14 protein-coding genes are annotated in these 14,581 nt (G+C 72.3%); 4 read left to right on the top strand and 10 right to left on the bottom strand.

Annotated elements, in window-relative coordinates:
- The 7 genes from QZX64_RS16240 to QZX64_RS16210 form a co-directional block, all read right to left on the bottom strand.
- The coding region (locus tag QZX64_RS16240; RefSeq protein WP_295661905.1) for a hypothetical protein at positions 1 to 571 on the bottom strand (571 nt) is incomplete at its 3' end.
- Entirely contained in the window at positions 568 to 1,497 is a 930-nt protein-coding gene (locus QZX64_RS16235; RefSeq protein WP_295661902.1) for a type II secretion system F family protein, read from the bottom strand. The genes QZX64_RS16240 and QZX64_RS16235, both read right to left, overlap by 4 nt.
- 1 nt (position 1,498) lies before the next feature.
- Positions 1,499 to 3,427, bottom strand: a complete 1,929-nt coding sequence (locus tag QZX64_RS16230) for a type II secretion system F family protein (RefSeq protein WP_295661899.1) — start codon at positions 3,425 to 3,427, stop codon at positions 1,499 to 1,501.
- On the bottom strand, positions 3,427 to 4,950 hold the full coding sequence (locus tag QZX64_RS16225) for a CpaF family protein (RefSeq protein WP_295661896.1): 1,524 nt from the start codon (positions 4,948 to 4,950) through the stop codon (positions 3,427 to 3,429). The genes QZX64_RS16230 and QZX64_RS16225 overlap by 1 nt, the downstream gene beginning before the upstream one ends.
- Positions 4,951 to 4,954: 4 nt before the next feature.
- On the bottom strand, positions 4,955 to 6,118 hold the full coding sequence (locus tag QZX64_RS16220; protein WP_295661893.1) for an AAA family ATPase: 1,164 nt from the start codon (positions 6,116 to 6,118) through the stop codon (positions 4,955 to 4,957).
- Between the two features lie 6 nt (positions 6,119 to 6,124).
- Positions 6,125 to 6,868: a Flp pilus assembly protein CpaB gene (cpaB, locus tag QZX64_RS16215; RefSeq protein ID WP_295661891.1), complete on the bottom strand. Its 744-nt coding sequence runs from the start codon at positions 6,866 to 6,868 to the stop codon at positions 6,125 to 6,127.
- A 136-nt stretch (positions 6,869 to 7,004) separates the two neighbouring features.
- Positions 7,005 to 8,792, bottom strand: coding sequence for a long-chain fatty acid--CoA ligase (locus QZX64_RS16210; protein ID WP_295661888.1), 1,788 nt, complete (start codon positions 8,790 to 8,792; stop codon positions 7,005 to 7,007).
- Positions 8,793 to 8,961: 169 nt separating this feature from the next.
- On the opposite strand from QZX64_RS16210, the gene QZX64_RS16205 reads away from it, so the two are divergent.
- The gene (locus tag QZX64_RS16205; protein WP_295661885.1) at positions 8,962 to 9,399 is read left to right on the top strand and encodes an SRPBCC family protein; all 438 of its coding nucleotides are present in this window, start codon (positions 8,962 to 8,964) and stop codon (positions 9,397 to 9,399) included.
- A 259-nt stretch (positions 9,400 to 9,658) separates the two neighbouring features.
- Positions 9,659 to 10,618: an ROK family protein gene (locus QZX64_RS16200; RefSeq protein ID WP_295661882.1), complete on the top strand. Its 960-nt coding sequence runs from the start codon at positions 9,659 to 9,661 to the stop codon at positions 10,616 to 10,618.
- Here the strand turns inward: QZX64_RS16200 and QZX64_RS16195 are convergent.
- Both QZX64_RS16195 and QZX64_RS16190 read right to left on the bottom strand, forming a co-directional pair.
- Positions 10,603 to 11,844 carry a TIGR00300 family protein gene (locus tag QZX64_RS16195; protein WP_295661879.1) on the bottom strand — a complete coding sequence of 414 codons (1,242 nt, stop codon included), beginning with the start codon at positions 11,842 to 11,844 and terminating at the stop codon, positions 10,603 to 10,605. The genes QZX64_RS16200 and QZX64_RS16195 overlap by 16 nt on opposite strands.
- Before the next feature lie 31 nt (positions 11,845 to 11,875).
- Positions 11,876 to 12,289: a hypothetical protein gene (locus QZX64_RS16190; RefSeq protein WP_295661876.1), complete on the bottom strand. Its 414-nt coding sequence runs from the start codon at positions 12,287 to 12,289 to the stop codon at positions 11,876 to 11,878.
- Between the two features lie 84 nt (positions 12,290 to 12,373).
- On the opposite strand from QZX64_RS16190, the gene QZX64_RS16185 reads away from it, so the two are divergent.
- Complete coding sequence (locus QZX64_RS16185; protein ID WP_295661874.1) at positions 12,374 to 13,228, top strand: hypothetical protein; 855 nt, start codon at positions 12,374 to 12,376, stop codon at positions 13,226 to 13,228.
- Positions 13,229 to 13,234: 6 nt separating this feature from the next.
- Here QZX64_RS16185 and QZX64_RS16180 read toward each other — a convergent pair whose 3' ends face one another.
- Positions 13,235 to 13,789 (bottom strand): AAA family ATPase, encoded by a 555-nt coding sequence (locus QZX64_RS16180; protein ID WP_295661872.1) that lies wholly within the window; start codon positions 13,787 to 13,789, stop codon positions 13,235 to 13,237.
- 203 nt (positions 13,790 to 13,992) lie between these two features.
- Here QZX64_RS16180 and QZX64_RS16175 point away from each other — a divergent pair.
- Positions 13,993 to 14,581: DUF222 domain-containing protein (locus QZX64_RS16175; RefSeq protein ID WP_295661909.1), on the top strand; the 589-nt coding region annotated here is incomplete at its 3' end.

Raw genomic sequence — 14,581 nt, 5'->3', positions numbered from 1 at the left:
TGCTGGTGGGGTCGAGTCCGCCGCTGAGCCGGCCCGAGAGGTCGAGGAGCTCGCGGATCAGCAGCCGGGCCTCGCGGTACGGCGCGGAGCTGTCGGGCTCGTCGTCGGTGAGCGAGCCCAGGAAGCTCGCTACCAGGCCGAGCCCGAAGCCGGTGACCAGCCAGGTGAAGACGGCCGCCATCTGGTCGGCGGTGGGAGCGGCCTGCCCGAGCCCGATGACGACCACGAGGCCGATCGCCTCGGCCGACAACGAGGCGGCGACCCCGCGGGCCCCGCGCCAGAGCCCGTGGGCGAAGGGCGGCACCGCCAGGGCCGCGAGCAGCGCAGGCGCCTGGGGGAAGGCGATGCCGCAGACCAGGCCCACGAGCAGCGCCTCCACCAGGCACACCAGCGCGAGGGGCAGACGGGTACGCACGGCCAGGGAGACAGCGAGCCAGATGCCGACGAGGGCCAGCAGACCCAGGACGCCGTAGACCTCCCGGGCCCACAGCACCGGCACGCCCAGGGCGAGCAGGACGAACGCCCTGGCCCCGTCGACCAGCCCCGAGTGCGGCCGCGCGGCCCGGATCATCCGCCGAAACTGTCCATGATGTTGATGACCGCGGGCCCGAGCACGGCGATGAACAGGCAGGGCAGGATGCAGAAGATCAGCGGGATGGTCATCTTGACCGGCACCTGCATGGCCTTCTCCTCGGCATGTTGACGTCTCTTGACGCGCATTTCGGACGACTGTACGCGTAGCACCTGCGCGATGGGGATACCGAAGGCGTCGGCCTGGACGAGGGAGGAGATGAAGCTGCGCAGGTCGTCGAGGTTGGACCGCTCGGCCATCGCACGCAGGGCGACGGCTCGCGAGGAGCCGATCTGCATCTCGCGCAGCACCCGCGACAGCTCGTCGGCGAGAGGGCCTTCGGTGTTGTGGGCCACCTGCTGGACGGCCGCGTCGAAGGCGAGTCCCGACTCCACGCTGATGGTCATCAGGTCGATGGCGTCGGCCAGCCCGCGGGAGATCTGCTCCTGGCGGTCGTAGGCGCGCTGGTACAGGTAGAAGTTCGGCCCGCAGTACCCCACGACGAGGCCCATCGCCATGACCACCAGGCGCATGGTCAGCGACAGGTCGAGCAGCAGGGTGACGAAGCCGGCGGCGACCAGCCCGCCCACCGCACCGATCACGCGGAGCGACACCACACGGTCGACGCTCCAGCCGGCCGGGCTGCCCGCCAGCTCGATCTTGTGGGTGATCCGCTCGGTCGAGTCGGCTCCGGTGAGGCGCCGGCCCAGGCTCAGGGCGCGCTTCTGCAGCGGCTCCATGATGCGCTCGGAGAACGGCTTGTTGAGCTCGGCCGTGAGCTCCTTGGGTGCGCCCCCCATGGCCTCCAGCGCCGCCAGGGCCCGGTCGACCCCGGGCTGCTGGCTGCGGTTGGACACGGTGGCGAGGGAGAGCAGGTAGACCGACAGCAGGACGAGGAGCGCCCCGAGGATCAGCAGCATGACCATGTCAGACCTCCACCTTCACGAGCTTGCTCATCCAGAAGGCGCCGACGGACAGCATGACCCCGCACAGGCCCAGCATCAGCCAGCCGCGGGGGTCGCTGAACATGACGCCGAAGTAGTCGGGCTGGGTCAGCAGGAGGTAGCCCGAGAAGCCGGGTGGCAGGCACCCCAGGACCCAGGCGGACAGGCGGCCCTCGGCCGAGAGGCTGAGCACCTGACGCCGGAGGTACTCGCGCTCGCGGATGGTGGCGGCCACCGTGTCCAGCAGCTCGGCGAGGTTGCCGCCGACCTGGCGCTGGATGCGGATGGCCATGACCACCCACGAGAAGTCCTTGGAGTCGAAGCGCTCGGCCACGCCCTCGAGGGCGTCCTCGATGCTCACGCCGAGACGGGTCTCGACCAGCACGCGCCGGAACTCCGTCCTCATCGGCTCCCCGCCCTCGCGCACGATCGTGTCGATCGACTGGGCGAGCGACAGGCCGGCGGCCAGCGAGCCGGAGATGAGCTGGAGGGTGTCGGGAAGCTGGGAGTTGAAGGACTTGAAGCGGCGCTTCTTCTTGAAGCCGAGCCAGACCCAGGGGGCCAGCAACCCGAGCAGCAGGAACGCGGCGCCGGTCAGGGCGCCGCCTCCACCGAGGAGCAGGCCGAGCAGCGCCGAGCCGACCGCGACGCCGATGTGCAGGAGCAGCCACTCCGCGGGCAGGAAGCCGCTGCCCGCGGCGGTGAGCTTGCGGGCGATGCGGTCCTCGAGCGTCTTGTTGCGGCGCAGCACCCCCGCAGCGGCGTCCTTGGCCTGGCTGAGGGGCTGCTCGTTCTTCTCCATCGTCGGCGCAGGTCCACGACCGCCCGCGGCGGCGTACTGCACGACGCGGTCGACCGCCGACATCTCCGGCGTCCTCCGCGAGCCCAGGCCCACCATGACGACGAAGCAGACCAGCCCGGTGCCCAGCAGGCCGACGCCGGTGTAGACGGCGTAGGTCGGGACCTGGATGCCCGGTCCTGCGGCGCTCGGCAGGGGCGCGGCGACCTCCCTCTCCAAGGTGCGGTCGCGGACGGGGGCGAAGATCTCCGCCGACAGGGTCGTCGCGCCCGCCTGGAGCGCGACGGTCACCGTGGCGTCGGTCGTGGTCACCGAGTCGGGGACGGCGGTGGTCACCAGCACCTGGCGTGCCAGGACGTCCGCCTCGTCGGTGAACGTCTCGGCCAGCGCCTCGGACTCGGCGGTGATGACCGTGCCGCTGCCGGACTCGGCCATCCGGGTCAGCGCGTCCACGGCGCCGGCGCCGGTCTGCTCGAGGGACACCACGTCGGTGAGCACGCCGGAGCCCTCGATCGCCGCCTCGACGGCGGTGAGGTCTGTGTCGCTGGTGTCGGCGCCGTCGGAGAGCACCAGCACGCTGCGCTGGCCCTCGTCGCCGGCCATCGCGACCGCCGCCAGCACGCCGTCGTACAGCCGGGTCCGGCGACTCAGGGCGAGCCCGTCGACGACGGCGCGCGCCCGGTCGCGGTCGGTGGTCGGCTGGAGCGGGCCGCTCACGTCGCTGTCGAAGGTGACGATGCCCACCTCGACGTCGGAGGGCACGCTGTCGAGGTAGACGAGCGCCGCGGACTTCGCGGCCCGGAACCGGTCGCCTCTCATGGAGTTGCTCGTGTCGATCGCCAGCACGGCGGTACGGCGCACGACCGAGGTGCTGTCGGCGGGGACCGCCTCGGCGTCGGTCTTCTCGCCGCCGACGGTGACGGTGACCGTGGACAGGTCGACGTCCACGTCCGGCGGGACGTTGACGAGCAGGCTGACCCTCCCGTCCTCGTGCTGGACGTGGGTGATCCTGGTCGCGTCGTCGGCGGGCTCGGCGGCCCGGGCAGCGGAGCCGGGCAGCCCGAGGAGCAGGGGGAGTGCGACGGCGAGGGCCGAGGCGGCGGCCCGACTCATCACCGGCCGTCCATGGCGAACAGCATGGGGTCGACGTGGACGTTGGCGTACTGCATCTTCTCCAGGAACTTCGGACGCAGCCCGGTGCCGCGCAGGCGGCCGAGGATGTTGCCCTTCTCGTCGAAGCCGGCCGTGTGGTCGAAGGCGAAGACGTCCTGCAGGGTGATGACGTCGCCCTCCATGCGCTCCACCTCGGTGAGGTGGGTGATGCGGCGGGTGCCGTCCTTGAAGCGGGTCTGGTGGACGATCAGGTCCACCGCGGAGGCCACCTGCTCGCGAATGGCGCGGATGGGCAGGTCCATGCCGGCCATCAGCACCATGGTCTCCAGCCGGGACAGCGTGTCGCGGGGGCCGTTGCTGTGCAGGGTGCAGATGGAGCCGTCGTGACCGGTGTTCATCGCCTGCAGCATGTCCAGGGCGGAGGAGTCGCGGACCTCACCGACGATGATGCGGTCCGGGCGCATGCGCAGGCTGTTCTTGACCAGGTCGCGGATCGCGACCTCGCCCTTGCCCTCGATGTTCGCGGGACGGGACTCCAGGCGGACCACGTGCTCCTGCTTGAGCTGGAGCTCGGCTGCGTCCTCGATGGTGACGATGCGCTCGTCGTGGGGGATGAAGGACGACAGCACGTTGAGCGTGGTGGTCTTCCCCGCGCCCGTGCTGCCGGACACGATGATGTTGAGACGGCCCCGGACGCAGGCGTCGAGGAAGGCCGCGGTGCGGTCGCTGAGCGAGCCGAAGCGGATCAGGTCCTCCACCGTCAGGGGGTCGGCGGCGAACTTGCGGATGGTGAGCGCGGAGCCGTCGATCGCCAGCGGCGGCACGACGGCGTTGACGCGGGAGCCGTCGGGGAGGCGGGCGTCGACCATCGGGCTCGACTCGTCGACGCGGCGGCCGATGCGGGAGACGATCTTGTCGATGGTGCGCCGCAGGTGCGCCTCGTCGGCGAAGCTCGCGTCGGCGGCGACCAGCCGGCCCGAGCGCTCGAGCCAGATGTTGTCGTGGCCGTTGACCATGACCTCGGAGACCTCCGGGTCGCGCAGGTAGGGCTCGATGGGTCCGTAGCCCAGGATGTCGTCGCTGATCTCCTGGGTGACGCGGGTGCGGTCGACGGCGCTCAGCGGCTTCTCCTGCGACGCCAGCACGTCGTGGAGCGCGGCGCGGACCTTCTGGTCGAGCTCGTTCTGGTCGAGGTTGGCGGCGTAGAGCGTCGGCCCCAGCTCGCGGAGCAGCTCGGTGTGCACGCTGGCCTTGATGAGCTCGAGCCGGTCCGTCTGCTGGGGAAGCGCGCGGCGCGGGGTGGTCGGCTGCTCGTCGACGGCCACGGCCGCGCGCCGCTTGCCGGCGAGGGTGATGGCCGGCGGGGGCGGCGGGACCGGCGCGGTGACCGTCGTGGTCAGGGGCGCGCCGATGATGAGGCCCTCCAGGTCGTCGCGGACCGGTGCGGCGACGTCGTCGTTGCCGGCCGGGTCGTCGTCCCGGCGGCGCCTGGCCGCGGCGAGGCGGTCTGCGAGTCCGCTCACGCGGTCACCTCCTGATCCGGAAGCGGCGGCCCGAGGCAGGAGCCCCGGACTCGGCGTTCGCGAGCGGCTCCCCGGTCAGCCGGGTGGCCAGCCTGCGCACGACCCGCGAGGAGTCATGGTCGGGGGAGGACAGCACGATCGGCTGGCCGGCGTTGGTGGCGGCGGCGATGTCGATCGAGGTGGCCATCCGGGCCGCCACCTCCAGGCCGAGGATGGACTCCACCTTGTCGGCCCCCAGGCCGACCTGGTCGTCGGCCCGGTTGAGCAGCAGGTGCCGGTGGCCCAGCACCAGGCTCAGCATGTCCAGGGTGTCGAGCGCGACGCGCACGTTCTTCAGCGTCGGCACGTCGAGGGTCGCCACGATGACGCACTCGTCGGTGCCGTCGAGGGCGGTCAGCGTCTGCTCGTCGAAGGTCGGTGCGCTGTCGACCACGACGTAGTCGAAGCGCTCCTGAAGCGTCTTGAGGACCCGGGTGACGAGGGCACCGGTGACGCGGTCGCGGGCGTCGGGCAGGCTCGGTGCGGCCAGCACCATCACCCCCGAGTCGTGTGGTGTGAGCATGCCCTCCACCATCGCGACGTCGAGGGTGGCCTCGCTGCCGATGAGGTGCTCGATGGAGTGGGTCGGGAAGAGCTGGAGTGTGATGGCGACGTCGCCGAAGGCGAGGTCCATGTCGAACAGGCAGACCTTGCGCTGGCCGTCGGAGGCGAGCGCGAGGGCGAGGTTGACCGAGGTGGTCGTCTTGCCGACGCCTCCCTTGGGGGAGAAGACGGTGAGCACCTTGCCGAGCACGGGTGCCGGGGTGGAGCCGCGCAGGGCGAGCCACACCTCCTGCGCGCGGTCCAGCGCGGTGCCGATGGCCGACATGTCACCGTCGGCGACGACGTCGCGGACGCCGGCGTGCATGGCACGCGTCAGGACCTCGGTGTCGACCACCTCGCGGACGAGGACGACGCTGATCGTCGGGCGCTGGACGCGGAGCTGGTCGGCGACGGCGAGTGCGGAGTCCAGGCCCAGGTTCGGGCCCAGCACCACCGCGAACTCCTCGGCGCGCTGGTCGAGCCACGACTCGAGGCGCTCGACGGTGTCCATGGCGTGGCCACCGGGCGGGAGAGCCTTGAGCAGCTCCGCCACCTTGGTCTGGTCTGGATCGATAACGACGGGCATATCAACTCACTCGAAGACGTTGTCGATGGTCACGCCGGTGTCGTCGGCGCTCAGGTTGCTGTCGGAGTTGCGGAGCGCGAACGCCACGTCGCCGTTCTGCTCGTAGTACAAGATGCGCTCCGCTTGGTCCTGGTCCACCGCGAGGGTCATCAGGGTGGAGGGCAGGACCTCGGCCGCGACGTCCTCGGCCGGGGCCGCCGCCGGGGTGGTCGAGCCCACGGCGATGACCGTGATGTCCGGGAGCAGGAGGCGGGTGATGGGCTCGTCCTCCTTCATCTCGCCGTTCACGAGGGCCTTGCCGGTGCCGTGCACGAAGATCGCCACTTGGGAGCCCGCCTTGATGAAGCCCGCGACGCGAGAGGTGTCGGTCAGCTGGACCGAGATGGCGACCTTGCCCTTCGGGATCGGCAGCACCGACGCGTCGCCGGACTCACCGAACTTGTCCGTCACGATCTGCTCGCCGGGGTAGATCCGGGTGTTGGCGGCCTCGCCTGCGATGGCGTCGATGGCGTCGACGACGTTCGGCATCGCGACGGTCTGCGGGACCGGCCGGAGCTGGAGCTTGGCGGCGGCGGCCGCGGCCTCGATGGTCTCGCCCGGCTCGATGACGGCGACTGCCTGCAGCACCTCCACGTTCTCGAACTTCGCCACCGCCCGGCTGTCGGCGCCCTGCACGTACAAGAAGACGAGGACGGTGCCGATGGCAGCCATGGTCGTGGCTGCGAACAGCATGAGCTTGCGACGGTCCATCGGTGTGGCCTCTCACTCAGGGACCGGGTGGTCCCCGCGATTCGTCCCGGTCGGTGCGCCGGACGCGAGGCCGTGGACGGCCCGGTCCGTACGCCCGAACGCTAGTCGCGGGAGAGGCGGCGTGTAGTGGTTTTCGTCAAGGAAGGTAAAGAGCCGCCACGTCGTCGCGGAACTCGCGCATCACGACGTTCCGCTTGAGCTTGAGGCTGGGCGTCAGCTGGCCGTCCTCCTCGGTCCAGGAGACCGGGAGAATGGCGAACTTCCGGATCGACTCGGCCTTGGACACCGCCCGGTTGGCCTCCTCGACGGCCTCCTCGACGGCGGCGCGCAGGTCGGGGTCGTCGACGAGGTCGGCGACCGTGCCGGTCTTGCCGTGCTGCGCGGCCCACGCGGGGAACGACTCCTCGTCGATGGTGACGAGCGCGGCGATGAAGGGCTGGCCGTCGCCGACCACGATGCACTGGTCGACCAGGGCGTGCGCCCGCAGGCGGTCCTCGAGGACGGCCGGTGCGACGTTCTTGCCGCCCGCGGTCACCAGGATCTCCTTCTTGCGCCCGGTGATCCGGACGAAGCCCTCGTCGTCGACCTCGCCGACGTCCCCGGTGTGGAGCCAGTCGTCGCGCGTCAGGGCCTCGGCGGTGCCCTCCTCGCTGCGCCAGTAGCCGGAGAAGACCTGGCCGCCGCGGAACAGCAGCTCACCGTCGTCGGCCACCCTGACCGCCGTCCCGGGCAACGGGCGACCGACGGTGCCGACCTTCTGCGCGTCCGGCAGGTTCACGGTGAGCGCTGCCGTCGTCTCGGTGAGCCCGTAGCCCTCCAGCACGGTGAGCCCGATGCCGCGGTAGAAGTGACCGAGGCGGTCGCCGAGCGGGGCGCCGCCGGAGAGGGCGTACTCGCAGTGGCCGCCGAGGGCCGTCAGCAGCCTGCCGTAGACGAGGCGGCCGAAGAGGGCGTGCCGGGCACGCAGCACGATGCCGGCACGGCCCTTGTCGAGGGCTCGGCTGTAGGCGATGGCCGTGTCGGCCGCCCGGTCGAAGATCCTGCCCCGGCCGTCGGCGGTAGCGCGCTGGGAGGCGGTGTTGAAGACCTTCTCGAAGACGCGGGGCACCGCCAGGATGAAGGTCGGACGGAAGGTCTGGAGGTCGTCGAGGAGGCTCTTGATGTCGGCGCTGTGGCCCATCCGGACCCGGGCCTTGACGCAGCCGACCTGGATGACCCGGGCGAAGACGTGGGCCAGCGGGAGGAACAGCAGCGTCGAGGAGTCCTCGTGGAACAGCACGTCGAGCTCCTCGACCGCCACGCCCAGCTCGAACATGAAGTTGCCGTGCGTGAGCATGCAGCCCTTGGGCAGCCCGGTGGTGCCGGAGGTGTAGATCACGGTGGCCAGGTCGAGCGGCGTCGCTGTGGTACGCCGTGCCTCGAGCTCGTCGTCGGGGACGTCCTCGCCGAGCCTGGTCAGCACATCCACGGCGTTGTCGGCGATCGACCACACGTGGTGGAGGTCCGGGAGGTCGCCGCGCACCTGCGCGACCCGCGCGACGTGCTCGGCCGACTCCGCGGCGACGGCCCGCGCGCCGGAGTCGCGCAGGATGTGGCGGACCTGCTCGGCCGAGGAGGTCTCGTAGATCGGCACGGTCACGGCACCGGCGAACCAGATCGCGTAGTCGAGCAGCGTCCACTCGTAGCGGGTCTTCGAGATCAGGGCCACGCGGTCGCCCGCCTCGACCCCCGCGGCGACCAGGCCCTTGGCCACCGACCGCACCTCGGCCAGGAACGCGGCGGCCGTGACGTCCTCCCACGCCTCGTCCCGGGGGCGGCTGAACACCACGGCGTCGCCGGCCTCGCGGGCGTTGGCGACGACGTCGTCGGTGAGGTTCCCCGTCGCGGGGACCTCGATGTCCAGGGGCGTGGAGAACTCACGCACGGGTGCCTCCTGCGGGTGTGGCCGGTGAACGTGCGCACGTTACCGTCGGCGCCGCCGGCGGCGCCCATCCGGGCACTGGCGGACGGCTCCGGGGCCTGCGGGGTCAGGTAGGGTCACAGCCCCCAGTCCACCCGTCGGCACGTGTGCCGGCTCCACCCCAGGGGTCTCGATGGCCGAACAGACCACCTCCTCCATCGTCATCGACGCCTCGCCCGCCCAGGTGATGGCGGTCATCGCCGACTTCCCCGCCTACCCGACGTGGGCCAAGGGCGTGCAGACCGCCGACGTGGTGCGAGAGGGGTCCGGCGGCCGGGCCGAGGAGGTGTTCTTCTCCCTCGACGTCTCGCCGATCAAGGACGAGTACACGCTGCGCTACCGGTGGTCGGGCGACGCGCAGGTCACCTGGACCCTGGTCGAGGGCAGGATGCTCAAGGCCCTCGACGGGGCCTACGTGCTGCACGACCTCGGCAACGGGTCCACCGAGGTGACCTACCGCCTGGCGCTCGACGTCTCCATCCCGCTCATCGGGATGCTCAAGCGCAAGGGCGAGAAGATCCTCATCGACACCGCCCTCAAGGGCCTGAAGAAGCGCGTCGAGTCTCTCTGACGGAGGAGAGGACGACGTGACCGCACCAGGGACGCACGTGGGGCCACCCGCGGGGCCGGGCGACCACTCGGGGACGCCGCCCCAGCCACCTCGCCTCGGCCGCCACCTCGCTGGTGCAGGCGGCGGCCGTCCGGCTGGCGACCGCCGTGCCGGACGAGGGGGCCGCGGAGCATCCGGACGTCGACGCCGACGTGCGGGAGGGGCACCCATGAGCCTCGGGACCGGGCCCGCCCGGCTCCGCGGCTGAGGGGCTCAGGAGATGACCGCACCCGTGTGGGTGGGCGTCGACGTGGGTGGCACCAAGGTCCTCGCCGGGGTGGTGTCCGAGGACGGCACCGTGGTGCGCACCGCCCGGGGCGCCACGCCCGGGCGCCGGGTGGACGCCGCGCTCATCGAGGAGGTGCTCACCGAGACCGTGCACGCGGTCGCGGACGGGGCGCCCATCGCGGGGGTGGGCCTCGCGGCGGCCGGCTTCGTCGAGGCCACGGGCGAGCGGGTGATGTTCGCCCCGCATCTGCCCTGGCAGGACGAGCCCGTGCGGGCCCGGCTCGCCGATCGCTGGCAGGTGCCGGTGGTGCTCGAGAACGACGCGACGTGCGCCGCCATCGCCGAGTGGGAGCACGGCGCGGCGCGCGGCGCCGGCTCGGCCGTGGTCGTCACGCTGGGCACCGGCATCGGCGGCGGCCTCATCGTCGACGGGCACGTCGTCCGCGGCGCCAACGGGATGGCCGGCGAGTTCGGCCACATGCAGGTGGTGCCCGACGGGCTGCCCTGCGAGTGCGGTGGGCGCGGGTGCTGGGAGCAGTACTCCTCGGGCAACGCGCTCGTGCGCTACGCCCGCGAGCGCATGGGCCACGAGCCGACCATGCTCGAGGAGGCGAGCGGCGGCCGCCCCGAGCAGCTCACCGGGCCGATGGTCACCGACGCGGCCGCCGCGGGCGACCTGCTGGCGCGGGCGGCGTTCACCTCGGTCGGCGACTGGCTCGGGGTCGGCGTCGCCAACCTGGTGGCCGCCCTCGACCCCGAGCGGGTCGTCGTGGGCGGAGGGGTCTCGGCCGCCGGCGAGCGCCTGCTCGGCCCGGCCCGCGTGTCGCTGGAGCGGTCGCTGGTCGGCGCGGCGCACCGCGTCGTACCGTCGCTGGTCGCCGCCCGCCTCGGTCCGGAGGCCGGCCTCGTGGGTGCGGCGGCGCTGGCCAGGTCGACTCAGCTGCGGCGGTAGTCGGGCACCAGCTCGATGGCGAGCTGCTCGAGGAACAGGCCCACGTCGGTGACGATGCCGCGCGCCTGCGAGGAGCCGCGGTCGGCCAGCTTGGTGACGGTGGCGGGGTTGATGTCGACGCACACCAGGGGGATCGAGGCGGGCAGGATGTTGCCCGTCGCCACCGAGTGCAGCATGGTCGCGACCATCAGGCAGAAGCCGACGTCGCCGATCTCGGCACGCATGGCGCGCTGGCCCTCGATGACGTCGGTGTAGACGTCGGGCAGCGGGCCGTCGTCGCGCACGGAGCCGACCAGCACGAACGTCTTGTCGTGGGTCACCATCGCGTGCATGATCCCGCCGGTCAGGACGCCGTTGTCGACGGCCGCCTTGATGGAGCCCTGCTTGCGGATGGTGTTCAGCGCGCGGATGTGGTGCTCGTGGCCGTGCTCGACGCCGCGGCCCTGGGCGAGGTCGACGCCCAGCGAGGTGCCGTAGAGGCTCGACTCGATGTCGTGGGTGGCCAGCGCGTTGCCGGCGAAGAGCACGTCGACGAAGCCGGCGTTGACCATGTGCACCAGGGCCGGAGCGGCACCGGTGTGGACGACGCCCGGGCCGCCGACCCACAGCACCTTCTTGCCCGCCGCCCTGGCCTCCCGCATGCCGTCGGCCACCTGCCGCACCAGCAGCCCCTGCGGCTTCTCCGACGACACGTCGGACTCCATGAAGCCGAACGACTCCGAGCTCTTGTCGGCGATCGGCCCGGTGACCTTGATGCCGGAGGCGCCGCACACGACCCGCATGCCGGTGCGCACGTCGGACATGGGCAGCGTGTAGACGCGGTTCCCGCCGTCCTCCACGGGCTCGACCACCAGGCCGCAGTCCATCTCGGGGTTCTCCACGTCGTACCACCGCCCGCCGAGGCGGATCTTCGTGGCCAGGTTGGTGGTGGAGTAGAAGCCGTCGGGGAAGACGCCGTCGTGCTCGGCCTCCGAGACCACGGCCTCGCCGGGGTCGACCTGGTTGACCCCGCGCGTCTGGAGGCGCATGAGCAGGCGCTGCAGCGCGTCGTCGTCGCCGGCCGTCACGGTGATGGTCGCGCGCGAGGTGTCGTTCGCCTCGTGGCCCACGTCGAAGCGGTCGATGACGTAGTCGCCGTCGTACTCCCGGATGTCGTCGAGGATCCGCGACAGGATGCCGCTGTCCATCAGGTGGCCGGTGACTTCGACGGTCTCGTTGGCGCTCACGGGCGCCACCCTAACGGCGACCGGGCGGGCCTCAGACGCGGGCGCCGTCGTCGCCGGGGTCGCGCGGACCGCTCGGCATCATGGCGACGAGGTAGACGAAGCCGCCGACGAACCCGGCGACCAGCGCGTACGCCACCAGGCGGGGCATGCCCCACCCCAGGACGGTGAAGACGAGCAGCACCAGGGGCGACCCGAAGAGCCCGGCCCAGGCGATGCGGCGTCGCGGCTCGACCCGGGGCAGCGGAGGAGGCGGGGGCGGGACGAACCTCTCCTCCTCGTGCTGCTCGGAGACCGGCGGGGTGCTCGCCACCGGCGCCGGCTCCGGCTCCGGGACGGGCGGCGGCGGGGCGTCGTCCTCGACCTCGGGCCGCTCGCCGTAGTGGTCGACGATGTCGCGCCACGCCCGGTCGAGGTCGCGCTCGCGCCCCGGCTCGTTGCTGCTCACCCCCCGAGGGTAGACGTCGACCGGTGGCGCGTCGGTCCGTCGGATCCCCGGGACGTCGTTGGTGGCGTCGGGGAGCATGGGGGAGTGTTCGGTGACGAGAAGGCGCAGCGGCGTCGCAACGCCCGCGACCTCGAGCGCCGGATGCGCGAGCTCGACGAGCTGGACCGCCGCTTCGGCCTCGGTGCGCTGCCCGGGACGACCGGCCCGCGGGAGGTACGCCGGACCCGGCACGGCCTGCGCAACCTCACCGTCGTGGCCCTCACGCTGACCCTGGTCGGCATCGTGCTGGCCATCCACCCGAGCCCCACCGCCGCCGGGGTGAGGGCCCTCGTCGGCAGCGGGCTGGCGCGGGTCGGCGTGCTGTCGCCGGCCGTGGACGCGGGCAGCTACGCCTTCATCGCGACGCAGCCGGGCACCGGCCGGCCGGTCGGCTACGACCCGTGCACGCCGATCACGGTCGCGGTGAACCCTGACGGTGCGCCGGGGCGGTGGAGGACGCTGGTGGACCGCGCGATCGAGAACGTGGGCTCGGCGTCCGGGCTCGACCTGGTCTATGCCGGTCAGACCGACAGCCGCGACATGGCGGCCGAGGAGACCGGCGCCACGGTGCTCGTGATGTGGGCGACCGAGGACGAGGTGCCCGCCCTGAAGGGCGACGTCGCGGGGGTCGGCGGGAGCTCGGCGGTGCAGCGGGGCGCCGGCCGCGTGCAGTTCGTCCGCGGCCAGGTGGTGCTCGACCGCGAGGCCTTCGACGACGTGGAGGGCCTCCGGCTCGCGGTGGACCAGGCGGTCGTGGACCACGAGCTCGCCCACGTGGTGGGGCTGGACCACGTCGACGACCCCGGCGAGCTGATGAACCCGCGGACCGGTCGGCAGCTGAGCTGGGGACCGGGAGACCTGGAGGGGCTGGCTCGCCTCGGCGACATCCCTTGCGGGTGACCGGGTCTAGCGCTGCGTCAGCGACTCGAGGAGGAGGGCGTACGTCGCGGACGGGTCGCCGTCGCTGCTCTCGATGCGCACGGCGTCGACCCGTTCGGCCAGCAGCCGCTCGAGCGCCCGGTGGCAGCGCAGCAGCTCCGCGTCGCCCCCGTTGATCGCGACGATGTCCCGCACCGTGTCGTGCCAGGGGTCCTCGTCGTCGGCACCGCGGCGGTGGAAGCGGGCGACGGCGGCGGCCGGGGAGTCCATGAGGACGCGCTCGACGTACTCCGCGCCCACGCCCGCCGCGGCGGCCTGGAACCGGGCCAGCTGGTCGCGGTCGAGCAGCATCTGCGGCAGCACGACGTCCGACCCGTGGGCCAGGTACGCCTCGATCATCGCCAGCGCCGCCGGCCGGATGAGCGCTCCGGCCCGGACGAAGTCGTCCTCCCAGCCGCCGATCAGCGTCCGCAGCACGTCGATGTCGCAGTTGAGGACGCCCGGGTGCTCGGCGGCGTAGCGGCGGGCGAGCGTGGACTTGCCGATCCCGGGCGGGCCGTTGAGGTGGAGGAGTCGGCTCATGAGCGGCGGAAGCCACCTTCGGAGTGAAGGACCTGCCCGTCGAGGCGCAGCGGGCCGTGCACCTCTTGTTCGTCGTGGGGCATGCGCACCATCGTGCCCGAGTCTCGGCCGAGCTACGGTCTCATCCCTCACCCGGTCCACAGGGGGCCATCGGGGGCCGCTGAAATGTCGGTGGCCCCTGGTTGAGTCCTCCTGTGGCCACCATGACGCGCGAGCTTCCCGACACCGCTGCTGCGGTGCTCGGCTACGCCCGTTCGCGCCGTGCTCTGGCTGATGCGGCGGAGGCGGCGCTGGGGATGTCGACGGTGGCGGCGAAGCGGCTCATCGGCCAGGCCCTGGAGCTGCGGCACCGGCTGCCGCGGCTGTGGCGCCGCGTCCAGGCCGGCGAGCTGGCTCCGTGGAAGGCCCGCCGGGTCGCCGAGACCACCATCCACGCCGACCTGTCCCGCGAGGCCGCCGCGTTCGTGGACCGGCAGCTCGCCCCGTTCGCGCACCGCACCTCCACCACCACCCTCGACCGGCTCGTCGATGCCGCGATCGCCCGGTTCCACCCCGACCGGGCGGCCCTGGAGGCCGCCCGTGGTGCCGACTCCCGTCATGTGACGATCGAGGAGCAGCAGGTCTCCTTCGCCGGCACCATGCGCGTGACCGCGGAGCTGGACCTGGCCGACGCCCTCGACCTGTCCACCGCGGTCACCCACGGAGCGGAGACCTTGAAGGCGCTGGGGTCCGTCGAGTGCCTGGACGCCCGGCGTGCGACCGCGGTCGGGGAGATGGCGCGGACCCAGCTCA

Source organism: uncultured Nocardioides sp., assembly GCF_902805925.1.
Lineage (GTDB): Bacteria > Actinomycetota > Actinomycetes > Propionibacteriales > Nocardioidaceae > Nocardioides.
This window is presented reverse-complemented; position numbering and strand designations above follow the sequence as displayed.